The sequence below is a fragment of the Marinobacter sp. KMM 10035 genome, assembly GCF_046537445.1.
In the GTDB taxonomy this organism is placed as follows: domain Bacteria; phylum Pseudomonadota; class Gammaproteobacteria; order Pseudomonadales; family Oleiphilaceae; genus Marinobacter; species Marinobacter sediminicola.
Window position 1 is genome coordinate 18007 of sequence record NZ_JBBVMG010000001.1, and the last position, 24030, is coordinate 42036.

Annotated in this window: 23 protein-coding genes and 1 tRNA gene; 20 read left to right on the top strand and 4 right to left on the bottom strand. The window is 54.9% G+C overall.

All coding sequences use genetic code 11. From position 1 onward, the window contains the following. The first annotated feature begins 10 nt into the window (after positions 1-10). Both AADB16_RS00085 and AADB16_RS00090 read left to right on the top strand, forming a co-directional pair. On the top strand, positions 11-370 hold the full coding sequence (locus tag AADB16_RS00085; protein WP_309045063.1) for a pentapeptide repeat-containing protein: 360 nt from the start codon (positions 11-13) through the stop codon (positions 368-370). Then, complete coding sequence (locus AADB16_RS00090) at positions 367-753, top strand: Rieske (2Fe-2S) protein (protein WP_410800565.1); 387 nt, start codon at positions 367-369, stop codon at positions 751-753. Before AADB16_RS00085 ends, AADB16_RS00090 begins: the two co-directional genes overlap by 4 nt. Here the strand turns inward: AADB16_RS00090 and sfsA are convergent. Continuing rightward, on the bottom strand, positions 737-1468 hold the full coding sequence (sfsA, locus tag AADB16_RS00095; protein WP_410800567.1) for a DNA/RNA nuclease SfsA: 732 nt from the start codon (positions 1466-1468) through the stop codon (positions 737-739). The two genes, AADB16_RS00090 and sfsA, sit on opposite strands and share 17 nt — an antisense overlap. A gap of 182 nt (positions 1469-1650) precedes the next feature. Between sfsA and dksA the strand changes: the two genes are divergently transcribed. The 10 genes from dksA to pgi all read left to right on the top strand — a co-directional run bounded on the left by dksA (position 1651) and on the right by pgi (position 13608). After that, positions 1651-2091: an RNA polymerase-binding protein DksA gene (gene dksA / locus AADB16_RS00100; RefSeq protein WP_298452730.1), complete on the top strand. Its 441-nt coding sequence runs from the start codon at positions 1651-1653 to the stop codon at positions 2089-2091. Between the two features lie 63 nt (positions 2092-2154). Next, positions 2155-3030 carry a tRNA glutamyl-Q(34) synthetase GluQRS gene (gluQRS, locus tag AADB16_RS00105; protein WP_410800569.1) on the top strand — a complete coding sequence of 292 codons (876 nt, stop codon included), beginning with the start codon at positions 2155-2157 and terminating at the stop codon, positions 3028-3030. A gap of 50 nt (positions 3031-3080) precedes the next feature. Then, positions 3081-3257 carry a hypothetical protein gene (locus AADB16_RS00110; protein WP_298452738.1) on the top strand — a complete coding sequence of 59 codons (177 nt, stop codon included), beginning with the start codon at positions 3081-3083 and terminating at the stop codon, positions 3255-3257. Continuing rightward, positions 3247-6210 (top strand): ATP-binding protein, encoded by a 2964-nt coding sequence (locus AADB16_RS00115; protein WP_410800571.1) that lies wholly within the window; start codon positions 3247-3249, stop codon positions 6208-6210. The genes AADB16_RS00110 and AADB16_RS00115 overlap by 11 nt, the downstream gene beginning before the upstream one ends. Positions 6211-6217: 7 nt before the next feature. Next, positions 6218-7615, top strand: coding sequence for a sigma-54-dependent transcriptional regulator (locus tag AADB16_RS00120; protein WP_309045058.1), 1398 nt, complete (start codon positions 6218-6220; stop codon positions 7613-7615). A gap of 704 nt (positions 7616-8319) precedes the next feature. Then, a complete protein-coding gene (gene pcnB / locus AADB16_RS00125; protein WP_410800573.1) occupies positions 8320-9702 on the top strand; it encodes a polynucleotide adenylyltransferase PcnB in 1383 nt (460 codons plus the stop codon). Next, positions 9702-10199 carry a 2-amino-4-hydroxy-6-hydroxymethyldihydropteridine diphosphokinase gene (gene folK, locus AADB16_RS00130; protein WP_309045057.1) on the top strand — a complete coding sequence of 166 codons (498 nt, stop codon included), beginning with the start codon at positions 9702-9704 and terminating at the stop codon, positions 10197-10199. Before pcnB ends, folK (AADB16_RS00130) begins: the two co-directional genes overlap by 1 nt. Positions 10200-10271: 72 nt before the next feature. Then, on the top strand, positions 10272-11066 hold the full coding sequence (panB, locus tag AADB16_RS00135; protein ID WP_298452751.1) for a 3-methyl-2-oxobutanoate hydroxymethyltransferase: 795 nt from the start codon (positions 10272-10274) through the stop codon (positions 11064-11066). Continuing rightward, positions 11063-11911, top strand: a complete 849-nt coding sequence (panC, locus tag AADB16_RS00140; RefSeq protein ID WP_410800574.1) for a pantoate--beta-alanine ligase — start codon at positions 11063-11065, stop codon at positions 11909-11911. The genes panB and panC overlap by 4 nt, the downstream gene beginning before the upstream one ends. A 32-nt stretch (positions 11912-11943) precedes the next feature. Beyond that, positions 11944-13608: a glucose-6-phosphate isomerase gene (pgi, locus tag AADB16_RS00145; RefSeq protein WP_410800575.1), complete on the top strand. Its 1665-nt coding sequence runs from the start codon at positions 11944-11946 to the stop codon at positions 13606-13608. Here the strand turns inward: pgi and folK (AADB16_RS00150) are convergent. Together folK (AADB16_RS00150) and AADB16_RS00155 are read right to left on the bottom strand one after the other, a co-directional pair. Beyond that, the gene (folK, locus tag AADB16_RS00150) at positions 13591-14115 is read right to left on the bottom strand and encodes a 2-amino-4-hydroxy-6-hydroxymethyldihydropteridine diphosphokinase (protein ID WP_309045054.1); all 525 of its coding nucleotides are present in this window, start codon (positions 14113-14115) and stop codon (positions 13591-13593) included. The genes pgi and folK (AADB16_RS00150) overlap by 18 nt on opposite strands. Next, a complete protein-coding gene (locus AADB16_RS00155) occupies positions 14108-14485 on the bottom strand; it encodes a dihydroneopterin aldolase (RefSeq protein ID WP_410800578.1) in 378 nt (125 codons plus the stop codon). The genes folK (AADB16_RS00150) and AADB16_RS00155 overlap by 8 nt, the downstream gene beginning before the upstream one ends. Before the next feature lie 140 nt (positions 14486-14625). Here AADB16_RS00155 and plsY point away from each other — a divergent pair, with 140 nt between their 5' ends. After that, positions 14626-15216, top strand: a complete 591-nt coding sequence (gene plsY / locus AADB16_RS00160) for a glycerol-3-phosphate 1-O-acyltransferase PlsY (RefSeq protein ID WP_309045052.1) — start codon at positions 14626-14628, stop codon at positions 15214-15216. A 1-nt stretch (position 15217) separates the two neighbouring features. On the opposite strand, the gene tsaD is transcribed toward plsY, so the two are convergent. Continuing rightward, positions 15218-16276: a tRNA (adenosine(37)-N6)-threonylcarbamoyltransferase complex transferase subunit TsaD gene (tsaD, locus tag AADB16_RS00165; protein WP_410800579.1), complete on the bottom strand. Its 1059-nt coding sequence runs from the start codon at positions 16274-16276 to the stop codon at positions 15218-15220. 249 nt (positions 16277-16525) lie between these two features. Here tsaD and rpsU point away from each other — a divergent pair, with 249 nt between their 5' ends. The 7 genes from rpsU (at position 16526) to AADB16_RS00200 (ending at position 24022) form a co-directional block, all read left to right on the top strand. Then, positions 16526-16741, top strand: a complete 216-nt coding sequence (gene rpsU, locus AADB16_RS00170; protein ID WP_072794797.1) for a 30S ribosomal protein S21 — start codon at positions 16526-16528, stop codon at positions 16739-16741. A gap of 150 nt (positions 16742-16891) precedes the next feature. Beyond that, the gene (gene dnaG, locus AADB16_RS00175) at positions 16892-18628 is read left to right on the top strand and encodes a DNA primase (RefSeq protein ID WP_410800581.1); all 1737 of its coding nucleotides are present in this window, start codon (positions 16892-16894) and stop codon (positions 18626-18628) included. Positions 18629-18735: 107 nt separating this feature from the next. Further along, positions 18736-20592 carry an RNA polymerase sigma factor RpoD gene (gene rpoD, locus AADB16_RS00180; protein WP_309045049.1) on the top strand — a complete coding sequence of 619 codons (1857 nt, stop codon included), beginning with the start codon at positions 18736-18738 and terminating at the stop codon, positions 20590-20592. Positions 20593-20691: 99 nt separating this feature from the next. Beyond that, positions 20692-20768, top strand: a tRNA-Ile gene (locus AADB16_RS00185). 367 nt (positions 20769-21135) lie between these two features. Next, positions 21136-21510 (top strand): DUF4398 domain-containing protein, encoded by a 375-nt coding sequence (locus AADB16_RS00190; protein WP_309045048.1) that lies wholly within the window; start codon positions 21136-21138, stop codon positions 21508-21510. 26 nt (positions 21511-21536) lie between these two features. Next, positions 21537-22346 carry an OmpA family protein gene (locus AADB16_RS00195; RefSeq protein ID WP_309045047.1) on the top strand — a complete coding sequence of 270 codons (810 nt, stop codon included), beginning with the start codon at positions 21537-21539 and terminating at the stop codon, positions 22344-22346. A 338-nt stretch (positions 22347-22684) separates the two neighbouring features. Next, the gene (locus AADB16_RS00200; protein WP_309045046.1) at positions 22685-24022 is read left to right on the top strand and encodes an outer membrane protein transport protein; all 1338 of its coding nucleotides are present in this window, start codon (positions 22685-22687) and stop codon (positions 24020-24022) included. Positions 24023-24030: the final 8 nt, after the last annotated feature.

Consider the following 24030-nt stretch of genomic DNA (forward strand, 5'->3'; position numbering starts at 1 on the left):
AGGAAAAACCATGGACACCGACGCAGTACGCCAAATCAATGACCCGCTCTACGAAATGCTTCGCAAGGAAGATGTTACTGCGTTCAATGCTGAAAAACTTGCGCGAACTGATGATCTGCCAAGCTTCGCTCGCGGCGACTTTCGCGGGCTCGATTTACGCGGGCTGGATGCAAAAGGTCTGGACTTCCGGCACGCCTACTTTCGCGGAGCAGACTTGCGGGGCATCAACTTCGCACGCTCTGCCATGGAAGGCGCAAGCATTGCCGGCGCTAAAATTTCTGGATGTTTTTTCCCCCGTAGACTTGAGGCATCCGAAATCGTGATGTCGCTGAACCATGGCACACGGATGCGGTACAACGCCGAAAAATGAGCGACACACAAACAAACCCTTGGCAGGCAGTGTGCGCCCGGGCAGACTTAAAGGCAGGGCAGTTTATTGAATGTTCGCTGCCCCGGGCCGAAGCCGGTCTTGCAACACATTCCGACACCTTGCCGCCGACCGGCTTTGTATTCCTGGATGGTTCAACGCCAAGAGCCTACCTGAATCAATGCCCTCACATGGGCGTTGAGCTGAACTGGAAACCCGGAAGCTTTATGGATTCCGACAACCTGTTCCTTCAATGCTCAACCCACGGCGCCCTGTTTAAGCCCCGGGACGGCGAATGCATAGCCGGCCCCTGTCAGGGCGACGCACTCACTCCGTTGGATATTCGAGTGGTCGAAGGCGTTGTCGAAGTCAAATTTCCAGAATAACCGGGACAGATTCCGACAGAGCCAAACCACCCGTCGGATTACCATCCTCACCCATAAGATTTGCCCGATAGGCTAAAACCTCCACGCCAGCATCGCACGCCTGCCGCAGCAGTTGGCCATAATGGGGGTCGATGTGATCCGCCGGCCGCACCGTTTCAATCCCCGTATGATTTACCACGAAAAGCAGCACAGCGCGGTCACCTAGCGCCACCTGAGCCATGAGCTCTCGCAAATGTTTCTGCCCTCGGGTAGTGACCGCATCGGGGAAGAAGCCCTGACCGGATTCTTCAAGGGTGGCATTCTTCACCTCTACCCAGGCATCGGGCTCGGAGTTGTGGCCAGACAGCAGCAGATCTATCCGGCTTTTCTCCTCGCCGTACTTCACCTCGGACCGGACATGGCTGTAGCCGGCAAGTTCATGAATGCGCCCCCCTTCAATGGCTTCACGGGCCTGCGCATTCGGTCTGGCTGTATTCACACACGCCAGCATGCCAGGTGCCGTTTCGACAAGCTCCCAAGTGAACGGCAATTTGCGCGCGGGGTTACTACTACGACTTAGCCATACCCTGCCATCGGGAGGCTGACAGCCCAGCATGGAGCCGGTATTAGGGCAATGGGCCGTAACCTCCCCGCCATCTGGCAAACGCACATCTGCCAGAAAGCGTTTATAGCGTCGAATTAAGCGTCCTTCAATCAAAGGTTCCGGGAATTTCATGAGCTCTCCAAACACCAAGTACGTATCATAGGGCTGGCACCTCCGGGACTTATCTGCTATTTTCCGCAAAATCCCGTTTTAGGACGACCGCTTCATCCAACTAAATAACCGCGCCGCGGCGGGGGCTGGCGCGCAGGGAAGCTCGGTGTCCTTGTAAGGAATATAAAAAGAGGCCTGGTCATATGGCAACCACAGCAGACCAATCACGCGAACGTTTCACCAACTTCACCCCTTACGAAATGAAAAAGGGTGAAGACTACATGAGTGCTGACATGCGGGAGCACTTCAAAGAGCTGCTGCTGCAATGGAAGCAGGAGCTCATGGAAGAAGTGGATCGCACTATGCACCACATGCAGGAAGACGCTGCAAACTACGCGGATCCCAGCGACCGCGCAACTCAGGAAGAAGAGTTCAGTCTGGAACTGCGCACTCGTGATCGCGAGCGCAAGCTGATCAAGAAAATTGATCAGACCATCGACCGTATCGACAAAGACGACTACGGTTTTTGCGACCAGTGCGGTGTAGAAATCGGCACCCGTCGCCTTGAGGCGCGCCCGACTGCAACACTGTGCATCGACTGTAAAACTCTTGCCGAAATCCGCGAGCGCCAAACTGGCATCTGATACGGCAACCCCCACCTGGCCGGCGCAGCCTGATATGGCCCAGCCGGCCACTGTGTCCACTCCATGATCACACCACGGCAATACCGAGGTCGTTTCGCCCCCTCACCTACTGGCCCACTGCACTTTGGTTCGCTGGTTACTGCTCTGGCAAGCTACCTGGAAGCCAAATCACAAAACGGACAATGGCTGATCCGCATTGAGGATCTTGACCCTCTGCGGGAACCTCCGGAGGCCACCGGGCAAATTCTGAATAGCCTTGACGCCCACGGGCTTTTTCCAGACGAACCGGTCGTTTTTCAGTCTCGCCGCCATCCAGTCTATCAGGCAGCCACCGAGCAATTGCTGAGTAACGGTTTTGCATACCGCTGCATGTGCTCGCGCAAACAGCTTGAAGCACACCGCGGCAGGCATCCACTACGTTGCAGGGATCACAACAGAAAATACGTCGACCAGCCTTTTGCCATACGCTTTGCTCTCAGGGACGAAGTCTGCCACTGGCAAGATCAATTACTGGGGCCGCAAACACACATTGTTCGCGCAGAAATCGACGACCCGGTAATTTTGCGCAAGGAAGGCTTTTTTGCTTATCAGCTCGCAGTGGAAGTGGACGATATCGAGCAGGGCATTACTGATGTGGTCAGAGGCTCCGACCTGCTGGACATGACAGCTCAGCAGCTACAGGTATACCGGGCGCTGGGCGCAACACCCCCACGATGGCTGCACATACCTGTAATTGTGAACGAGCACGGACAAAAACTCTCCAAACAGAATCACGCACCGGCTCTGGACAATCTTAATCCGGTGCAAAACCTGTTTTCCGCGCTGGTTGCTCTCAATCAACAGCCACCGCAATTCTTGCTGTCCGGATCGCTGGAAGATCTTCTGGAGTGGGGTCGCATCCACTGGAATAGAGGGACCGTTCACCTGACATCCCGGTGACTGCCGTGGTATAAAGCCTGTCACAATCCTCAGCGCGGATCGCATGCCGGATGTATATCTATCGCCTGGTTTTTTTGCTGGTTCTGGCCATCTATATTTTTTCGCCCAACATTCTTGACTGGTGGACCACACCAGGGAATGCCTGGTACAGCCCCTTTGTAATCTGGGCCGCTCTTATTGCCGTCGGCTTCTGGCTTGAGTGGCGACGGGACCCCAATGAGTTTTAGTGCTCCCGGGCTGCTCCTTGCCAGCCTTCTCTACCTTATGCTTCTGTTCGGCATTGCCTGGGTAACCGAGCGCGGCATTATTCCCCGACACTGGGTACGCCATCCGCTGGTATACACTCTCAGCCTCGGCGTCTACGCCGGCATATGGGCGGTCTATGCTGCTGTGGGTCTGGCTGCGGAATCCGGATACGGTTTCCTTGCGTACTACCTGGGTATCAGTGGCGCCTTTTTACTGGCGCCGGTACTTCTCAACCCGATCATGAGAATTGGCCGGGCCTACCAGCTCACTTCTCTTGCCGATCTGTTCGCCTACCGCTATCGCAGTCAATGGGCAGGAACACTGGTTACCCTTTGCTCAGGCCTCGCGATCCTGTCACTGCTGAGTATGCAGATACAGGCGGTATCGACATCAGCCAGCATTCTTGCCCCGGATACTTCTCCCCACCTGATCAGCATTATGTTCAGCCTGATTGTTGTGCTCTTTGCCATGCTCTTTGGCGCGAGACGCAATCAGGAAATGGAGAACCACCCCGGACTGGTCGTAGCCATTGCGTTTGATTCCCTGGTCAAGCTGGTCGCCCTGTTGGTGATTGGCGGCGTTGTGCTTTTCACTGTTTTTGGCGGCATGGGCGGACTTGAAACCTGGCTGGCGGGCAACACTACGCCTGCAACCTCCATGTCTATGAGCATAGACGACGGCAGCTGGCGGGCACTCATGTTGATGTCTTTCGCAGGGGCATTGGTGTTACCCCACATGTACCACATGACATTCAGCGAGAACCCTTCACAAAAGGCGCTAGCCAAAGCCAGCTGGGGGCTTCCGTTCTATTTATTACTGCTGGGCATCCCGGTACCATTGATTCTCTGGGGTGGTCAGGAACTGGCGGTAACCACCGGCCCCAACTTCTATACGCTGGGGATTGCTCAAGCACTGGAAAACCCGGCACTGACCCTGTTCATGTACATTGCCGGACTATCGGCCGCCAGCGGCCTGATGATCGTCAGCACACTGGCATTAGCCGGCATGGTTCTTAACCACATTGTTCTTCCCCTGAAAACCCCCAAGGATCAAGGCGACATATACCGCTGGCTACAGTGGGTTAAGCGCATGCTGATTGCCGCAATCATCTTTTTGGCTCTGCTGTTCCATGAGACCCTTGGCAAGAACCTGGACTTATCCATTCTCGGAGCAATATCTCTCGCAGGCACACTGCAACTGCTGCCAGGCGCGCTGGGGGTCATATACTGGCCAGAAGGGAACAGGCGAGGCCTGATTGCCGGGCTGCTGACCGGTTTAGCCATTTGGCTGATCACCCTGGTACTACCCTTCTCCCACACCGCTAACCTGCTGGGCTGGCTGAACGCCCCCATAGTGCCGGATTACGGCAACTGGCACATATTCACGTTTGTCAGCCTTACCGCAAACATAATTGTATTTACCCTGACGTCAATATTGAGCTCCAGCTCAAATGACGAAACCAGTGCAGCCCAAGCCTGCTCCATGGGTGCCCTATCGCGCCCCCAGCGCCGTGAATTACTGGCAAGCTCGTCAGACGACTTCGAACACCAGCTAGCCGAGCCTCTCGGCCGAGATGTAGCCAAACGCGAAATAACGCGTGCGCTCGGGCAGCTGAAGCTGCCAAACGTGGAATACCGCCCGTACCAACTACGACGCCTGCGCGACCAGATTGAAATCAACCTGTCGGGCTTGCTTGGCCCATCGGTAGCCAGGGATATGGTAAAACGCCATCTGGGCTTCAAACCGATGACTGGTGGCAGCAGCGCCCAGGATATACGCTATGTAGAGCGCGCACTGGGTGATTACCAGAGCCAGCTCACAGGGTTGGCCGGGGAACTCGACACGCTGCGCCGGCACTACCGGCAGACCCTTCAAAATCTCCCTATACCCGCCTGCTCTGTGGGCGAGGACGGCGAAATACTGATGTGGAATCAGGCGATTGCTGAGCTCACCGGCATCACGGCCGATGAAGTTGTCGGCGCCCGACTGATGACCCTACCGGATCACTGGCATCACCTACTCGACGACTTCAACCGCGGTGAAGACCTGCATCGCTACAAACACCGCCTGGATCTGCGAGGCCGGCCACACTGGCTAAACCTGCACAAAGCGGCCTTGAGCGGCCCTGACCACCCGGATGGTGGCAGTGTTATTCTGGTTGAGGATCAAACTGAAACCCGTTTGCTGGAAGACGAACTGATGCACAGCGAGCGACTCGCCTCCGTGGGGCGCTTAGCTGCAGGCGTTGCCCACGAAATCGGCAATCCGGTTACGGGCATCTCCTCTCTGGCGCAGAACCTGAAGCTGGAAACGGACAACCCGGATATCCTTGAGACCGCCAGTCAGATTCAACAGCAGACGCGCCGCATATCAGCCATTCTGCAATCACTGATGAACTTTGCCCGCACTGGCAATCATTCCAGAACCAACCGATACGAACCTGTTAGCATCCGCCGTTGCGTAGACGAAGCCAGCAACCTTCTCTCTCTCAGCGATAAAGGGATGGGCATTCGCTACATTAACGATTGCCCCGACACCCTGCAGGTACTGGGTGACGAACAACGGCTTGTACAGGTTTTTGTTAACCTGTTAGCCAACGCCCGTGATGCCTCTCCAGACAGAGGCTCAATCCAGGTGACTGGCAAGCAAGACGGCTACTCGGCTATCATCGAGATCATTGATCAGGGCTCGGGTATACCCGAAGATCAGCTTGATCATGTCTTCGAGCCCTTCTACACCACTAAAGCCTCCAACAAAGGAACGGGGCTTGGTCTATCGCTGGTTTACAGCATTATTGAAGAACACTATGGGAACATTCAGGTTGAAAGCCCGGCCAATGCTCAAAGCGGGCTTGGTACCTGTGTACGATTGAAGTTACCCGCTTACGAGCCGGAGACAGACTCCGTCACCACCCGCCCGAACGAAAGGTACTGAGACTGCCATGCCCCGTATTTTGATCGTGGAAGATGAAGACATTATTCGTTCCGCCGTTCGCAAACTGCTATTGCACGCGGGCTACGAAGTTGAAGATGTCGGCTCTGTAGAAGAGGCCGAACAAAACCACGATCCTGACCAGTTCGACCTGATCATTTCAGATCTGCGACTCCCGGGCGCTGCTGGTACAGAGTTGATCAACCGCGCGCCAAATACGCCAGTGTTAATCATGACCAGCTACGCAAGCCTGCGCTCAGCGGTAGACTCCATGAAGTTGGGAGCAGTGGAATATATTGCCAAGCCCTTTGATCATGATGAAATGCTGGCAGCGGTAGAAAGCATTCTCGCCCGAACTGCGCCGTCCGGCCATGACCGTGACACCGATGCCACCGCGGCCCCGGAGAACGGTGACCCTGCAAGCATCATGTACGGCCAGTGCGAGCCCATGCAAAGAGTGTTCACTCTTATTCGAAAGGTGGCACCGACCGAGACAACCGTGCTTGTTCAGGGGGAGTCGGGTACCGGTAAAGAGCTCGTTGCTCGCGCGCTTCATCTCCTTAGCCCCCGCGCCACAAAACCGCTGATCTCGGTAAACTGCGCAGCCATTCCCGAAAGCCTCATCGAATCTGAACTATTTGGGCATGAAAAAGGCGCCTTCACCGGGGCCGTGTCGGCCAGAACAGGTCTGATCGAAGCTGCAGATGGTGGCAGTTTGTTTCTGGATGAAATTGGCGAGCTGCCAGCGGAAGCTCAGGCACGTTTACTGCGGGTTCTTCAGGAGAGTGAAATTCGCAAAGTGGGCTCAACCCAGAGCCGAAAGGTGAATGTACGAATGATCGCAGCCACCCACCGCAACCTGAAAGCAATGACTCGCACCGGCGAGTTCCGGGAAGACCTGTACTATCGCCTGAATGTAATGCAGATACGCATTCCGCCACTGCGGGAACGCCAGAGCGATATTTTAGGTCTTGCCCGACGCTTTCTTATCACCCAGGGCAACAAAGTGGGCCGACCAAACCTGAACCTCAGCCCCGAAGCCATGCGAGCGCTTGAAAGGCATCGTTGGCCGGGTAACGTGAGGGAGCTGGAAAATGCCATCGAGCGCGCCAGCATTCTGAGCGATGGGGATATCATTACACCGTCACTGCTAGACCTCGATAGTGAGGGTGGTGACGAGTACATCCCGGAATCACTGGTGGCAGGCAACAATGAGCAACTAACGGCCCGAGAACCCGATAGTGCAAATGACCTTTCCCTGGAGGACTACTTTCAGCATTTTGTGCTGGAAAACCAGGATCGCATGAGTGAAACCGAGTTAGCTCAGAAGCTGGGCATTAGCCGGAAATCCCTTTGGGAGCGTCGACAGCGCCTTGGCATTCCCCGGAAAAAGACCTCTGGAAACTGACATTTTTAAGGGACGTGAATGCCCCTCTTTACAAAAGCCATAGTATGAACCACGACTCAGATGTTACCGCCTGTTCCTCTTGGTAACACTTCCCACGGAAACCACAGGTAGTGGGTAACACTTATACCGGATACGGGGTAACACTTACACTGATAATTTTTTTAACCTACTGTTAACTAACAATATTTAAATGTTGGCACACCAACTGCAACCTATTTAAGCGCACGACAACAAAAACAACAGTGACAATGCAGCGCCTCAACAAAAACAAAAAGCTGCGGGAATGCGTTCAGCAACAAAAACAAAAATAGAACGTGAGCGAACTGAGTGTTTTGGGTACTTTGCTTTTTTGGTAGTCCCTTGGCATGGGCAAGTTGTAGAGATGCAAAGAAGAATCACCCTTGAGGTGACGCAGCACCTACCAATAACTTGTTTGATGTCGTTGACTGCTCATTGTGTTCAAAGCTTTCCGTTTGCACTACTGATTAGCCCCGGTTTCGGGGACGCACAGTGGGGTAAAAAAACGAAGAAAAATCCCGAACAAAAATAAAAACAATGCAGATCGTCAACGTTTTGAGGGCGGATTCGTGTAAGCGAATCCGCCTTTTGATTATTCGGGGTATGCAAGATTCCACGGCAAACGTGTGCAAATCCTGCTCAAACCGTTAAACTCTCGGTTTTGCCCAACGCAACCACGGATTTCAATGTCAAAATCACTCTCCTCCATTTTCGAGCAATCCGTCGACAAGCTCCGCTCATTCATCCCCGGAAACGGTAAGAAGAAAGCTCGGGCCTACCAGCGACGGGAGGTTCCCAGGGACCAGCACAACGTATCACGCTCAGTACTGAGCGAGCCCGCCAAAAAGGTTCTCAGCCGCCTCAACAACTCCGGTTATGAGGCGTACCTTGTGGGTGGCGGCGTGCGCGATGTGCTTCTTGGCAAACAACCCAAAGATTTTGACATAGCCACCAACGCCACTCCGGAAGAAGTACACGACCTGTTCCGCAACTCCCGCCTGATAGGCCGGCGCTTTCGGATTGTTCACGTTGTTTTCGGGCGCGAAGTTATTGAAGTAACCACCTTCCGCGGCAATGCAACAGATGCAGATGACAGTAATACTGACGATGATCGCAAAACCAGCGAGCACGGCCTGCTGTTGCGCGACAATGTTTATGGCAACCTGGAAGAAGATGCACTGCGCCGGGACTTTACAGTCAACGCGCTTTATTACTGCATTCGGAACTTTACTATTGTTGATTTTGCAAACGGCATGGAAGATCTCCATAACAGGCAACTCCGGCTGATTGGCGACCCGGAAACCCGTTACCGCGAAGACCCTGTGCGCATGCTTCGCGCAATTCGCTTCGCGGCAAAGATGGACTTTGCCATCGAGCCCGAGACAGAAGCTCCGATCCGGGAACTGGCACCGTTACTGACTCACATTCCTCCAGCGCGCTTGTTTGAAGAAGTTCTGAAGTTGTTTTCCGCCGGTTACGGCGAAGCAACCTACGACCTTCTCACCCACTACAATCTGCTGGAACCATTATTTCCTGAAACGGTGAAAGCCATCGAAGCCGGGGAGTCGGATGAACTGATTCGTCAGGCACTGCGCAATACCGACAGCCGTATAGCCCAAGGCAAGTCCGTTACCCCCTACTTCCTGTTCGCCGCCATGCTCTGGCCTGCATTGCAAAGAGAGTGGAACCATCGCCAGGATAACGGCGACCCGGTGCAGCCTGCTCTGCACGGCGCAATTGGCAAGGTCATTGGCCGCCAGGTACAGGCCACCTCTATACCCAAGCGTTTCTCGGGCCCCATGAAGGAAATCTGGGAGCTGCAGATGCGCCTGCCTCGCCGTCAAGGCAAGCGGGCCTTTGTAACCATGAGCCACCCAAGATTCCGTGCAGCCTACGACTTCTTGCTGGTTCGGGAAGACTGCGGCGAAATCGAACCCGGCCTGGGCCAGTGGTGGACAGAGTTTCAGCGCATGGATGAGCGCGGGCAGGAGCGCATGCTTTCAGAGCTCAGCAGCGACGCACCTAAAAAGCGCCGTCGCCGCAAGCCGGTCAAACGGCCAGCCCCCTGATGAGAACCGATGCCTTTATTGGCTTGGGCAGCAATCTGCAAGAGCCGGCAGCCCAGCTGGCAAGAGCGGTAGCAGAGCTGGCAGCCCTGCCCGAGACAACACTGGTCGCGCAGTCGCCGTTTTATGCCAGCAGCCCCGTGGGCCCGCAAGATCAGCCAGACTTTGTTAATGGCGCCGCGTGGATCTCCACCGGGCTTGAGCCCCATGCCCTGCTTGACCAGCTTCAGGCCATTGAACAAGCCCACGGGCGGGAACGCCTGAAACACTGGGGACCACGCACGCTGGACCTTGACCTGCTGGTGTTTGGCGACCAGTTACTGGACGACGACCGGCTTACCGTCCCCCACCGCGAACTCCCAAACAGGAACTTTGTTCTTCAGCCGCTGCTGGATCTGAAACCGGATCTGCAGTTGCCTGACGGCACCACAATCGCTAACTTGAGGGCACAATGCCCTGACAACCGGTTGCGCAAACTTCCGCCTCGGGATTACCCTTAGCAATTAGATAGCAATTGAACGCCGGTCATCCCGGCACGGTCTTGGCCCACCTACCCAAAAGGCAAGGATATTATGGCTGTTACCATCAACACCCTGCTGGAATACAAGCAAAAAGGCGAAGCCTTCTCCGCCCTCACCTCTTATGACTCTACCTTTGCACAGGTAGTCAGCGAAGCCGGCGTGGATGTTATCCTGATTGGCGATTCCCTGGGCATGGTGCTTCAAGGCCACGACAGCACCTTGCCCGTCACCATGGATCAGATCGTGTATCACACTAGCTGTGTCGCCAAGGGCAACCGTGGCTCCCTGATCATGGCTGATATGCCTTTCATGAGTTACGGCACTGTAGAGGCTGCGCTGGAAAATGCCGCCGAGCTCATGCGGGCCGGTGCCCACATGGTCAAGCTGGAAGGCACAGACTGGATGAAAGACACCATTAGCGCGCTCAGCGAGCGAGCGGTGCCGGTATGCGCACATCTGGGCCTCACGCCCCAGTTCGTCAACAAATTTGGCGGATACAAGGTTCAGGGTCGTGATGAAAAATCTGCAGAGCTGATGATCAACCACGCCTGCGAATTGGTCGCTGCCGGCGCAGACGTTATCCTGCTGGAGTGCGTACCCGCGCCCTTGGCCGCCCGCATCGCGCAAGCAGTAACTGCCCCGGTGATTGGCATTGGTGCCGGCGCCGATACAGATGGCCAGATTCTGGTACTGCACGACATGCTGGGGGTTACCACAGGCCGAAAACCACGGTTTGTGAAAAACTTTCTGGCAGAGACAGATTCCATTCAGGAGGCCATTGCGGCCTACGCAAAAGCCGTGCGTGAGCGCACATTCCCCGCCGAGGAGCATACGTTCAAGGCATGAGAACCGTCCATTCGCTGAAAGAACTGCGTGCCATCCTCCGCGGTTACCGCCAGCAGGAAAAAACCATTGGCCTGGTGCCCACTATGGGCAACCTGCATGAGGGGCATATCTCACTGGTTCGCAAAGCTGCCGAAGCGGCAGACGTTGTGGTTACCAGCATCTTCGTGAACCCCATGCAGTTTGGCGCCAACGAAGATCTTGATACTTACCCGCGCACGCTGATCGACGATCAGAACAAGCTTGGCGAAGCCGGGAACACATTGGTGTTCGCACCCTCTGCTGAAGAAGTCTATCCCGACGGCCTGGCCCGGCACACCCGGGTGGTGGTGCCTGATGTCAGCGATGGCCACTGCGGAGCCAGTCGTTCTGGGCACTTTGAAGGTGTCGCAACGGTGGTTTCCGTTCTGTTCAACATGATCCAGCCGGATTTCGCCGTGTTCGGTGAAAAGGATTTTCAACAACTGGCGGTGATTCGCAAGATGGTGCGGGATTTAATGATGCCGGTTGAAGTTATCGGCGCGCCCACCGTGCGGGAAGACGATGGCCTGGCCAAAAGCTCGCGCAATGGTTACCTCTCGGAAGACGATCGCACCAAGGCGCCGGCCATTTACCAGGTACTGCAAGCCACCGCCGCGAAGATTGAAGGCGGGCGCGATGACTTTTTGGCCCTTGCACAGGAAGCAAGTGAACGCCTGAGCGAGGCCGGCTTGCGCCTTGATTACTTCAACATCGCAAACAGCCAGACCCTGAAGCCAGCCACCCGGGAAGACCGGGACCTTACATTGTTGGCAGCCGCTTTTCTCGGCTCCACCAGGCTGATTGACAACATCTCGATAACCCGCTGAAGCCTTATGCCCAAACACCAGGAAAGGACTCTATGACGACTTCGCCAGACGCTGCACTGACATCGTCTCCCGAATGGCAAGCGTTGGTTGCCTGTCGGGAAAGCCTGCGACACCGCCCCATGAAGTCGCTTTTTGTGGAAGATCCGGAGCGAGCGAGCCGGTATTTTATTGAAGGTGCCGGCCTGTCCCTCGACTTCTCCAGGAACCGGCTTACCGACGAAACTCTTGAGGCACTGATGGCTCTGGCGCGCAGCCGGAAGCTGGAAGATCGCAGGGCTGCGTTGCTGCGCGGCGACAAGGTGAACATTACCGAGGACCGCCCTGCACTGCACACAGCGCTGCGCAATCCCGGAACGGACTCCCTAATAATTAATGGGCAGGACGTGATTGCGGAAGTGAACGCCACCCTGGATCGTATGGAGACCTTCGTCGCAGAAGTGCTGAACCACTCCCGGACCGGCTATACCGGCAAGGGCTTCACCGACGTAGTCAGCATTGGCATCGGCGGCTCGTTTCTAGGCCCCAAACTGGTGAGCGAAGCGTTGCAGCCGTACCGGGTACCCGGCATTCGCTGCCATTATGTAGCCAACATTGATGGCACAGAAATCAGCGAAACCCTGGCCAAAGTGAACCCCGAAACCACTCTGTTTCTGGTTCAGTCGAAATCCTTTGGCACCCGGGAAACCCTGGAAAACAGCAAGGTCGCGCGAGCCTGGTTTATAGAACGCAGCGGTAACGAGCAGGCAGTCGCCAGCCACTTCATGGCGGTAACCGCCAACGTAAGCGCCGCACAAAAATTCGGCATAAACCCCGACAATGTCTTCCCCATGTGGGACTGGGTCGGTGGGCGTTACTCCCTCTGGTCCGCAATCGGGTTGCCCGTAGCGCTGACCATCGGCATGGATAACTTCCGGGCTCTGCTCGCAGGCGCCCACGCCATGGATAACCATTTCCGCGACGCCCCCCTGGAAAGGAACTTGCCCGTTGTCATGGCCATGCTGGGCATCTGGTACAGCAATGTCTGGGGCGCAGAAACCCACGCCATACTGCCTTACGATCACTACCTCCGCAGCTTGCCGGATCATCTTCAGCAGCTGGACATGGAGAGCAGCGGCAAACGGGTTAATCAGCAAGGCAAGCTTTTGGATTACCACTCTGGCCCCGTCATCTGGGGCGGCGTGGGAGCCAATGGCCAGCACGCTTACCACCAGCTGATTCACCAGGGCACCCGGTTGATTTCTGCCGACTTCATCATTCCTCTGCAAACTCACAACCCGGTTGCGACCCATCACGCCGACTTGTTTGCCAACTGCCTGGGCCAATCCCGCGCTATGATGACCGGAAAAACACTGGAGGAAGCAAAAGCCGAATTGGCGGCCAGCGGTATGGCGGAAGCAGACATTGAACGCCTGGCGCCACATAAGGTGATACCCGGAAATCAGCCCAGCAATACCTTGATGATGAGCAAGGTAACTCCGGAAACCGTCGGCGCACTCATAGCCCTGTATGAACACCGCACCTTTGTGCAGGGTGTTATCTGGGACCTGGATTCGTTTGATCAGTGGGGTGTTGAGCTGGGCAAGAAACTGGGTGAAAACATTCTACCGAGGCTGCTTGAATCGGAAACGTCGGGCGAAGCGAGTGACAGCGCTACGGACAATCTGATAGCGCTATTTCGATCAGCAAACGGCCGTTGAAATCACCCTGCCCTGCCAGCTGAAGTTTACCGGCCAGAGTTTCTGGTCGATGCTATATGCCTGCCATAGTTCAAGGTAGCTTTTGCGGCATATCGGGTGCTTTACTCCCGGGGCAACATCTGCCAGAGGCCGCAACACAAAAGCATTCTTAAGAATCTCACTTCTGGGCAGCTCCACGCCGTCGAGACAACCTACCACTTCACCGTAAGTCAGAATATCCAAGTCCAGAGTTCTCGCACTGAACTTCGGGGCCTCTGGCCGTCGACCGTTATCAGCTTCCAGCTGTTTGAAATGCTGTGAAAGCTCGCCCACTGCGAGGCTGGTCTTCACGCCCACTACCAGATTCAGAAACGGAGAGCCGTCAAACCCTACCGCCTCACTCTCATACACGGGAGAAATCTCCAGCTCACCAAACCAACTTGCCAGAGCGTCCAGAGCCGCTTTTACATAGCGCTCTCTGTCGATATTACTGCCGACACTGATATATACCGGAACCTCATCAGGCATCACCGGGCACTCCTTCACATGCAGTCCGTTCAATACAAACACCGACAGATCGGGCGGCAGGCACAGCTCCTGGCTTGCGTAGCGTTAATCGTAACCAGCCGATGCCGAACTCTCTTTGCAGTTTCTCTGCAAGAACCTCAGCACCGTGCTCCAACAGCTTTGGCTTTAGCTCTTTCAAGCAGCGCTCTACGCACTCACTGACCGATGCGTAATCAAGGGCATCCGCGACATCATCAGACCCTCCGGGAATGCGGTTATCCCAAGCCATTTCCAGATCCACAACCAGGGCCTGGGTCACATCGCGCTCCCAGTCGTATATACCCACCACGGTTTCTACGACCAAGCCTTCGATCAATACGCTGTCTGCCAAGAGGGCTCCCGGGGCGATCCCACACACTGCTGATTGAAAAACATACAAACTGCGACTACTGTAACGGCGCCGGCCTGTAAATTGAGGGCCGGCATTTTCGCACATTTTACCCTGACACGTCTTCGTCTCTGAGCGCACAAATGTTCCTGAGTGACCCAGTAATGATTGTTTTGCTTTGTATGGCTGCCTATCTGGGGGGCTCAGTACTGTTTGCGCTGCCGGTGTGCAAGATATGGGGGCTGCCCGATCCACGGGCACAGGGCTCCGGTAATCCCGGGGCCACCAATGTTTACCGAACCGGGGGCTGGCGCCCGGCGCTAATAACTTTGGCCTTGGATGCGGCAAAAGGCTGGCTGCCAGTCTGGCTCGCACACAACGCTGGGCTATCTGCTTTGGTTCAGGCTATGGTGGCGCTCTTCGCAGTTACCGGGCATATGATTCCGGTTTTCTATCGTTTCAAAGGCGGTAAAGGAGTCGCAACAGCCCTTGGCGCGGGGCTTGCGCTGGCTCCCGTCACCACAGCCTCCATGGCAGCACTGTGGCTCCTGGTCATTTGGCGTTGGCGGATCTCCGCGTTAGCCTCAGTGATCGCCATTGTTAGCGGGCCACTCATTAGCGCACTCATCGAACCCGAAACGCTTCCCATGTTCGGCTTACTGGCAATCCTCGTTGTTGTACGCCACCGCAACAACCTGATCCGGCTCGCACAAGGCCGGGAAACCAGCCTCTAGTTCAGTCTACCAGCCCGGCCAGCCGAGCCTCACTGAGAGGTGGCAATGTATTCATTGGCCATCTAGGCACAGCTACAATGCGCTCTCCGTCACGCTGACCCACTTTCATTCGCTGGGCACCAGCGTACGCAATCATCGCTCCATTATCAGTACAGAATTCGGGGCGCGCATAGAACACATGAGCGCGGAGCTTTTCAGCCATTTTCTCCAAGCCAGCCCGCAACCGCTTGTTGGCGCTCACCCCGCCGGCAATGACCAGCCGGTCACATCCTGTTTGCTCCAGCGCTCTGCGGCATTTGATCACCAGGGTATCTACAGCGGCCGTTTCAAACGCCAATGCAATATCAGCTCGAACCTGGTCACTCAAGCCCTCCGCCGACTTCATTTCTGCACTCACTGTATTCAGCGTGAAGGTTTTCAAGCCACTGAAACTGAAATCCAAGCCCGGGCGATCCGTCATAGGCCGAGGGAAACGGTAACGACCAGGCGTGCCTTTTTCTGCCAGCGCAGCCACCCGGGGCCCACCGGGGTAATCCAGCCCAAGCATTTTTGCCGTTTTATCGAAGGCTTCTCCTGCTGCGTCGTCTACCGACTCCCCCAGCATCTGGTATTCCCCAATGCCATCTACCCGGACCAACTGGGTATGCCCACCCGACACGAGTAACGCCACAAATGGAAAGGCCGGTGGATTGTCTTCCAGCATAGGTGCCAACAAATGGCCCTCCATGTGGTGTACCCCAAGCACCGGAATGCCAAGAGCAAAGCCCAGAGCATGGGCCACCGACCCACCCACCATAAGCGCACCAATCAAACCCGGCCCTGCGGTGTAGGCAATCCCGTCTATGTCCTCGCGAGCATGGCCAGCCTCTGCAAGAACCTGCTCACACAGGGGCAGCAGCTTGCGAACGTGGTCGCGGGATGCCAGCTCCGGCACCACACCGCCATAATCAGCATGCATGTCAATCTGACTGAACAGGGCATGGCTCAATAGCCCCTTGTCGGTGTCAAACAACGCAACACCGGTTTCATCACAGGAAGTCTCAATACCCAGAATCAGCATAAAACCCGCCCACTTCGGTTGGCGTAAATGGATAAACGACCCGCATTTTAGCAGAAACCCGAAACTCACAGGCAGTTTCGTCGAACAAACATTGACCTTGCCACGACCGAGGCGCTATCATTGCCGCCCTAAATTACGAACTGGTCGAGTTTTAGCCAATCTGGCCAGGAATCGAGAGAATCGAGCCAGTCTGGCCTTGCCAGATGCGCATCTAAATGAAACCGAATCTATCAGGTAGGTGATTGTCGAATGCCAGCTGTTAAAGTGAAAGAGAATGAACCGTTTGACGTAGCACTGCGTCGCTTCAAGCGTTCTTGCGAAAAAGCAGGTGTGCTTTCGGAAGTACGTCGTCGTGAGCACTATGAGAAGCCGACTTCCGTTCGCAAGCGCAAAGCAGCTGCAGCCGTTAAGCGTCATCTCAAGAAGCTTCAGCGGGAACAGCGCAAGTTCGAGCGTCTGTACTGAGTTACCGCAGACGCCGCTTGACTGCAAAGCACTGATTGCCTGTACAGCCACAGGCTGCACAGAGCGACCAAGAAATGCCGCCGGGGCCTGGCTTCGGCGGCATTTTTGGCTATTGGCCCTTGCACGCCAAGGACCTGATGTGGAGCCATTATGAGCGGACTGATCCCCCAGCGCTTTGTCGAAGACCTGCTCGACCGGGTAGATCTGGCAGAGCTGATCGGATCGCGCATCACTCTCAAAAAGGCTGGCGCCAACTACAAGGCGTGCTGCCCGTTTCACGATGAGAAAACGCCGTCGTTCAATGTTAGGCCAGATAAAGGCTTCTACCATTGTTTTGGCTGTGGCGCCCATGGTGACGCCATAAGTTTTGTTCGTGAATTTGAAGGCTTGGGGTTTACCGAAGCCGTAGAAGATTTGGCCCGCCGTGCGGGATTGGAAGTGCCTTACGATGAGGCGGCCAAACATGAAATTCAGCAAGCTCGAACACTTACCGACGCTCTGGATTTTGCCAGCCGCTTTTACCAATCGGCGCTTTATGGCCAGCAAGGCGCCTTCGCCCGTGACTACTTAAAACAACGGGGACTGGACGACACTATTATTCAGCAGTACCAAGTGGGCTATGCACCTGCCGCTGGCACTGCATTGTTCGATGTTGCCAGCAAGGACTTGCAGGGGCCGCTGATCGAAACCGGGACCGTCTCGGATAAGTACGGCAGGCCAAGGGATCTTTTTCGCAACCGGGTCATGTTCCCTATTCGTAACAGCCGGGGCAAAACCATTGCTTTCGGTGGTCGAACTCTTGGTGATGACAAAGCGAAGTACATCAACTCCCCGGAGTCGGATGTTTTTCACAAAAGCCGGGAAATATATGGCCTGTTTGAGGCAAAGCAGGCGTTAAAGCAGCTCGACAAACTGCTTGTAGTAGAAGGTTACATGGATGTTATTGCCCTCGCACAGAACGGTATTCATTACGCCGTAGCGACCTTGGGCACAGCAACGAATCAGGATAGCCTCACCGCCCTGCTAAGACAGGTGCGGCACATTGTGTTCTGTTTTGATGGTGACCAGGCCGGGTTCCGAGCCGCAGACAAAGCCATGGAAAACGCCCTGGAACTAATGGCAGACGGATTGCATCTGCAATTCCTGATGCTGCCAGAAGGCGAAGATCCGGACACTTTGGTGCGCAAAGAAGGCCCAGATGCATTCCAGAAACGCATTGATGGCGCAACACCGTTCTCGCGGTATCTGTTTGACCGTCAGAGCGAAGGACTGGACCTTCAGCTACCGGAAAATCGAGGCGAACTGAGAGCCAAAGCAGAACCGCTCCTGAATAAAATGCCCAGAAGCACCCTCAGGGATGCCATGTGGCACGAAATGCTGCGGCTCTGCGGGGGGCGCAACCAGTGGCAAGATCGCAAGCCCCAACAGCGGGGTAACTGGAAAGGCGAGCGCCGCGACCGGGTTACAGAAGAACGCATTGACGTAAAGCTGAGCAAAGATAGCATCTTGTGCCTTGCTCTACTGGAAGCACCGGATCTGGCGACAGAAGTAACTGAACTGGCGCGCAGCTCCCGCCAGTATAACCAAGCCATGACATTTGCCGGCTTTATCCTGGACCAAAAGATCCGGGATCGGAAATCACTTATAACAACCCTGGCAATGGATAGCCAGGCACGCGAACGGTTCTACAATCTGTTTGACGGCATTGAGCACATCCCAACCCGGGAAAGCACGCTGGCCGCAGCACGAGAACTGTTGAGCCCCAACGAAGAAGCTGCAAGACAGCAAAAGCTGGCTACACTTTTACGTAACTTCGCAAATCTTACCGCCGACGAACGGCAGGAACTGCGAGAGCTGAGCGGGGGAACCCCGGAAAGCAGCACTTGAAACTTTGCGCATTGATCACCATCTAACCATTCGGTGGCAGTGCATTAGAGCGGCAGCTATAATGGCTGTTTCATTTTTATTTATTTAAGCGAGTTCACAGGGTGTCTATGTCAGGCAATTCGCAGAAATCACGTTTGAAAGACCTCATCGCACGAGGCAAGGAACAAGGCTACCTGACTTACGCCGAGGTAAACGACCACCTCCCGGAAGACATTGCCGATCCGGATCAGGTCGAAGACATCATTCGCATGATCAACGATATGGGCATTCAGGTATCCGAAGTGGCACCGGATGCCGATACCTTGCTGATGACCGACGGTGATTCCACCGCCGACGAAGCCGCTGCCGCTGAAGCCGCCGCTGCTCTCGCCGCCGTTGAATCCGACGCCGGTCGCACCACAGACCCTGTCCGCATGTACATGCGCGAGATGGGCACCGTGGAACTGCTGACCCGTGAAGGCGAAATTGTTATCGCCAAACGCATCGAAGAAGGCATTCGCGATGTTATGGCAGCCGTCGCCCACTTCCCGGGCACCGTCGGCACGGTTATTCAGGCCTATGATCGCATCATCGAGAATGAAGGCCGCATTACCGACATTATTACAGGCTTCCTGGACCCGGACGACGCCGAACCTTTCATGCCGGAACCGCCACCAAAACCCGAAGCCTCCACTGACGATACGTCTGACGACGATGCCGACGACGATGCGGACGAGGAAGAGGAAGAGCCAGAAAGCGGTCCAGATCCTGAAGAGACACGCTTGCGGTTTGAGCTGCTCAAAGAAAAGCTGGAAGCTGCGGAAAAATTGCTGGCCAAGCACGGCCGGGGCGACAAGAAAACCCAGGCCGCCTTGAACGATCTGGGCGTGGTTTTCGCACCGTTCAAACTGGGAAACAAGGCATTTGACGAGCTGGTTAACGTTGTTCGCTCAACCAACGATCTGATACGCGAAAACGAACGCGCAATCATGAAGATCTGTGTGCGCGAGTGTAAAATGCCACGCAAGGACTTCATCAAATCATTCCCGGGCAACGAAGCAAACCAGGAATGGGGCGAGAAAATCGCCAAAAGTAAAAAGCCTTACGCTTCTGCCATTAACGAGCGCATGGACGAAATCGTCCGCCTCCAAAAGCGCATCATGAACGTGCAGATTGATGTGGACCTTGATGTTGTCGACATCAAAGAGATCAACCGCCGAGTTTCTATTGGCGAGGCAAGAGCCCGCCGCGCCAAGAAAGAAATGGTTGAGGCCAACCTGCGTCTGGTTATTTCTATCGCCAAGAAATACACCAACCGTGGTCTACAGTTCCTCGACCTGATCCAGGAGGGCAACATCGGCTTGATGAAAGCCGTCGACAAGTTTGAATACCGTCGTGGCTACAAGTTCTCAACTTATGCCACCTGGTGGATTCGTCAGGCCATTACCCGCTCCATTGCGGATCAGGCCCGCACCATTCGTATTCCGGTGCACATGATTGAAACCATCAACAAGCTCAACCGGATTTCTCGCCAGATGCTGCAGGAAATGGGCCGCGAACCCACGCCAGAAGAACTGGGTGAGCGCATGGAAATGCCGGAAGACAAAATCCGCAAGGTTCTGAAGATTGCCAAAGAGCCGATTTCCATGGAAACGCCGATTGGCGACGATGAAGACAGCCATCTGGGCGACTTCATTGAAGACATCCAGGCCCTCTCACCAGTGGATTCCGCAACAGCCGAAGGCCTGCGTGAGGCTACTCGCTCAGTACTGGCCGGCCTCACAGCTCGTGAGTCCAAAGTACTGCGGATGCGTTTCGGTATCGAGATGAACACGGACCACACACTGGAAGAAGTCGGTAAACAGTTCGACGTAACCCGTGAGCGAATCCGTCAGATCGAAGCCAAGGCCCTGCGCAAATTGCGCCATCCTTCCCGTTCCGATCACCTGCGCGGCTTTATTGACGATCAGGGAAATCAGGGGTAAATCGAAAAAACTAACAGTAGCGGGCGCTGTGCCTCATCGGTATAATGGCGCCCGCTTTGTTTCCTCTTCCGGGAACTCCCAAAGCAAACACTGCATTTCGGGCCTATAGCTCAGTTGGTTAGAGCAGAGGACTCATAATCCTTTGGTCGGTGGTTCGAGTCCACCTGGGCCCACCATATTTTTCAATAACTTAGCCTGCTTTCGAGCGGGCTTTGTTGTTTATCGCGACTCCTCAGATCATCGTTTGTGACATCTTATTCACGTCAGATCGGTCCCCCGAAATTATTTTATTTCAATCACTTGAGCGCACTCGCAAACCCTAGATTGCGCGCCTGCGGTGTCCGACAGCCTGTATCTATTGCAAATCAGTCACCGTTGATGGCTAACCGACTGCTAAACTTAGGTCAGGTGCGCATGGCACTCCGCAGTTTTACGGTGTTCTCACCGTTCATGGTAAGTGTCCGTCAACCCTGACGGCAGGTTGGTATTCGTGCAGTCCACACTTTCCTGCAGAGCAGTTATATCGCTGAAAGGAGATCGTGCATGAAAACACATAAATCGATGTTGTACACCGCCGGCATCGCCGGACTACTACTTACTTTGGGTGGTTGCGCCAGCCCTGGCGAGCCGCCGGATTCCGAGCTTCAGTCCGCAGAGAGTTCTCTCCAGCAGGCCGTTGCCGCAGACGCCCGGGAATTTGAGCCGGTTCTGCTCAATAATGCCCAGAACAAAGTCGCCGACGCTAAAAAACTGATCGAGCAGGAAAAATATTCGCAAGCTGAGCGACTGCTGGAGCAAGCCGCTGTAGATGCTCAACTTGCAAGCGCGCGCTCAGATACAGCAAAGGCGAAACACGCGGTAGAAGAGATCAATAGCAATATTGAATCTCTGCGCCAGCAAATCAATCCAGACCAGTAACCGCCCTGCGTGAAAAGGAGATTGTTATGAACAAACGCAACATAACACTGGGCATGGCGATGGGCTTGTCCGTAGTGCTTGCTGGCTGCGCCTCAACGCCGCAGGAAAATGCAATGGTAGATGAAGCCCGCGCATCCTATGCCAAGATAAAAGATGACCCGGATGTTGCTCGCAGTGGCGACCGCCAGTTGCGTAGCGCACGAGATGAGTTAACCCGAGCCGAGTCTCTGTTGGAGGAAGGCGAAGATACCTCGCGCATTGAGCACGCTGCCTACCTTTCCAATCGTCACGCTCAGATTGCCAGTGAGCAAGCAGAGCGCGCCAGACTACAAAAGCAGATTGACTCTGCCGAAGAACGTCGGCGCACACTCATGCTGGACAAGCGCTCCGGCGAGGCGGCCCGCGCTCAAAAAGAAGCCGAAATGCTGCGCAAGAGAATGGAAGAACTGCAAGCAGAGCGCACGGATCGGGGCATGGTACTCACCTTGGGTGATGTGCTCTTCGACCTCAACAAGGCAGATCTGAAACCATCTGGAGAACAGACTGTAGGGCGTCTTGCAGAGTTCATGAGGGAATATGAAGACCGGAGAGTCCGCGTGGAAGGCTACACCGATAGCACCGGTGCCGAGAGCTACAACCAGACCCTATCCGAGCGGCGGGCACAGTCAGTGAGTGATGCGTTGGTATCCCAAGGCATTAATCGCAACCGAGTCGAAACCAAAGGTTTTGGTGAGCAATACCCTGTAACGAGCAACGACACCTCTACTGGCCGCCAACAAAATCGCCGCGTAGAGATTGTGATCTCCGATAAGGAAGGCAAGATCGAGACGCGGTAAAACCAGCGCAACCGTTTGTAAATCTCACCAGGGGGGAGGCTTTCCTCTCCCCTCGTTCCAGATGCCCCCTCTTGTTTACCGCATTTACCTCCCATACTCCAAAATGAGACAAGATTAATAAACTCTTACCTACTGTATTAACAGGCATTTTTTGAACCAATACACCGAAAATGGTCATTCCGCCATGATACCGTGTCAAAAATGCCAACGTCCTAAAAGGACAAGCGCCATACACTGTCAGATCAATCAACGTACCAGCCGTTACTGAACCGTCTTCCTGCGAGTTGATGAGCATACGGCCAGAGTATAAAAACAACGCGATAAAATGGAGTGTATCAATGGTTCCCATCACCCGGTTCTCAGTACGGGCGCTGAGCCTAGCGGTTGCAGCTGTATCCACAACTTTCGCCATGTCGGCATCTGGCAGCATGGGCAACATAGGTACAACCTATGGCGTAATGCCCGTAGACGTTGCTACTGCCCAGTCTCTCTCCATGTTTAATGACCAGGTTTCCGCTACCTACTACAATCCGGCTGCACTTACCCGGGATGAGCGCGGCGAACTTACCTCTGGTCTGCTGCACGCCGAACAAGAACTTCGCTCTGCAAATCCCAACGCAACTGGCGATGTGCTTTCCAGCTCTCCCAGCCAGCACGTATTAATCGGCATGAAAACCAACCTGGGCTCACTTACCCGGTTTGATCACCCGATTTATTTGGGTTTCATTGCCGGTGTTGAGAAATACGGCAAGGAAATGCTGGCCTTCGGATCGGAAACGTCGGAAACCGGCCAGTTCCTGCAAAACGGCAAAGAGCCGCTATTTCTGAACATTGGTGGTGCCACACCCATTTGGCGGGGTATCTCGGCCGGAGCCTCTGTTCGAATTACACTTGCAGCAGCTGCACAACTTAACGCAGTAACCGAACTTAACGGCGACTCCCGGCAGGAGCAGTTGACGGTAAACGCTGAGCCCACTCTGAAAACCATTCTCGGCACTAACATTGATTTTGGCAGCACATTTTGCGCCGACAACAGCTGTTTTCTTGATGGCTGGGAAGCCGCTTTCTCTTACCGCACCAAATCAGCAGCCAAGACCACCGTTGGCTCCAACATTGAGGTTCCGGGTATAACCGTCAGCGAGCCCCTGATTTTGGCGGTCTCCACTATTGATTCGTTCCAGCCCGAAACGTTTGTTTTTGGTACTCAGTACCGCGGCGATGGCTGGCGGGTTGGCGGTAGCATCGAGCAACAGAACTGGTCTGAGCTTGAAAATGAGTTTGCCAAAGACAGCATTAAGGATCAGGAGGCCGTTCCTCCAGGCAACCGCATCGGCTTCAACGACACAATTATTCCCCGCATCGGCGCCGAGTATCAGCTTAACGAGAACTTCGCTTTCCGTGGCGGTATCGCCTACGAAGAATCGCCTCTGAAAACCACTAAAAACCCCGAACTGAACTATCTGGATACCGACAAAATAATCGTCGGGGTGGGTGTAAGCGCTACGTACAACCGTACGCGCCTTCTGGCCTACCCGGTGCGTTTGGACTTAGGCTATCAGTACCAACAACTACAAGAGCGGGACTTCACACTGGTCGACTATGACGGGAACGAAACCAGCGTCACGGCCGACGGTGATATCCATGTAATCAGCGGCTCCATCACCCTGAAGTTCTGAGGAGAAGC

Bases quoted from the DNA above. Each gene is read 5' to 3' on its own strand.
- AADB16_RS00085 (WP_309045063.1), top strand. From the start codon at position 11: ATGGACACCGACGCAGTACGCCAAATCAATGACCCGCTCTACGAAATG.
- AADB16_RS00090 (WP_410800565.1), top strand. From the start codon at position 367: ATGAGCGACACACAAACAAACCCTTGGCAGGCAGTGTGCGCCCGGGCA.
- sfsA (WP_410800567.1), bottom strand. From the start codon at position 1,468: ATGAAATTCCCGGAACCTTTGATTGAAGGACGCTTAATTCGACGCTAT.
- dksA (WP_298452730.1), top strand. From the start codon at position 1,651: ATGGCAACCACAGCAGACCAATCACGCGAACGTTTCACCAACTTCACC.
- gluQRS (WP_410800569.1), top strand. From the start codon at position 2,155: ATGATCACACCACGGCAATACCGAGGTCGTTTCGCCCCCTCACCTACT.
- AADB16_RS00110 (WP_298452738.1), top strand. From the start codon at position 3,081: ATGTATATCTATCGCCTGGTTTTTTTGCTGGTTCTGGCCATCTATATT.
- AADB16_RS00115 (WP_410800571.1), top strand. From the start codon at position 3,247: ATGAGTTTTAGTGCTCCCGGGCTGCTCCTTGCCAGCCTTCTCTACCTT.
- AADB16_RS00120 (WP_309045058.1), top strand. From the start codon at position 6,218: ATGCCCCGTATTTTGATCGTGGAAGATGAAGACATTATTCGTTCCGCC.
- pcnB (WP_410800573.1), top strand. From the start codon at position 8,320: ATGTCAAAATCACTCTCCTCCATTTTCGAGCAATCCGTCGACAAGCTC.
- folK (WP_309045057.1), top strand. From the start codon at position 9,702: ATGAGAACCGATGCCTTTATTGGCTTGGGCAGCAATCTGCAAGAGCCG.
- panB (WP_298452751.1), top strand. From the start codon at position 10,272: ATGGCTGTTACCATCAACACCCTGCTGGAATACAAGCAAAAAGGCGAA.
- panC (WP_410800574.1), top strand. From the start codon at position 11,063: ATGAGAACCGTCCATTCGCTGAAAGAACTGCGTGCCATCCTCCGCGGT.
- pgi (WP_410800575.1), top strand. From the start codon at position 11,944: ATGACGACTTCGCCAGACGCTGCACTGACATCGTCTCCCGAATGGCAA.
- folK (WP_309045054.1), bottom strand. From the start codon at position 14,115: ATGCCTGATGAGGTTCCGGTATATATCAGTGTCGGCAGTAATATCGAC.
- plsY (WP_309045052.1), top strand. From the start codon at position 14,626: ATGTTCCTGAGTGACCCAGTAATGATTGTTTTGCTTTGTATGGCTGCC.
- tsaD (WP_410800579.1), bottom strand. From the start codon at position 16,276: ATGCTGATTCTGGGTATTGAGACTTCCTGTGATGAAACCGGTGTTGCG.
- rpsU (WP_072794797.1), top strand. From the start codon at position 16,526: ATGCCAGCTGTTAAAGTGAAAGAGAATGAACCGTTTGACGTAGCACTG.
- dnaG (WP_410800581.1), top strand. From the start codon at position 16,892: ATGAGCGGACTGATCCCCCAGCGCTTTGTCGAAGACCTGCTCGACCGG.
- rpoD (WP_309045049.1), top strand. From the start codon at position 18,736: ATGTCAGGCAATTCGCAGAAATCACGTTTGAAAGACCTCATCGCACGA.
- AADB16_RS00190 (WP_309045048.1), top strand. From the start codon at position 21,136: ATGAAAACACATAAATCGATGTTGTACACCGCCGGCATCGCCGGACTA.
- AADB16_RS00195 (WP_309045047.1), top strand. From the start codon at position 21,537: ATGAACAAACGCAACATAACACTGGGCATGGCGATGGGCTTGTCCGTA.
- AADB16_RS00200 (WP_309045046.1), top strand. From the start codon at position 22,685: ATGGTTCCCATCACCCGGTTCTCAGTACGGGCGCTGAGCCTAGCGGTT.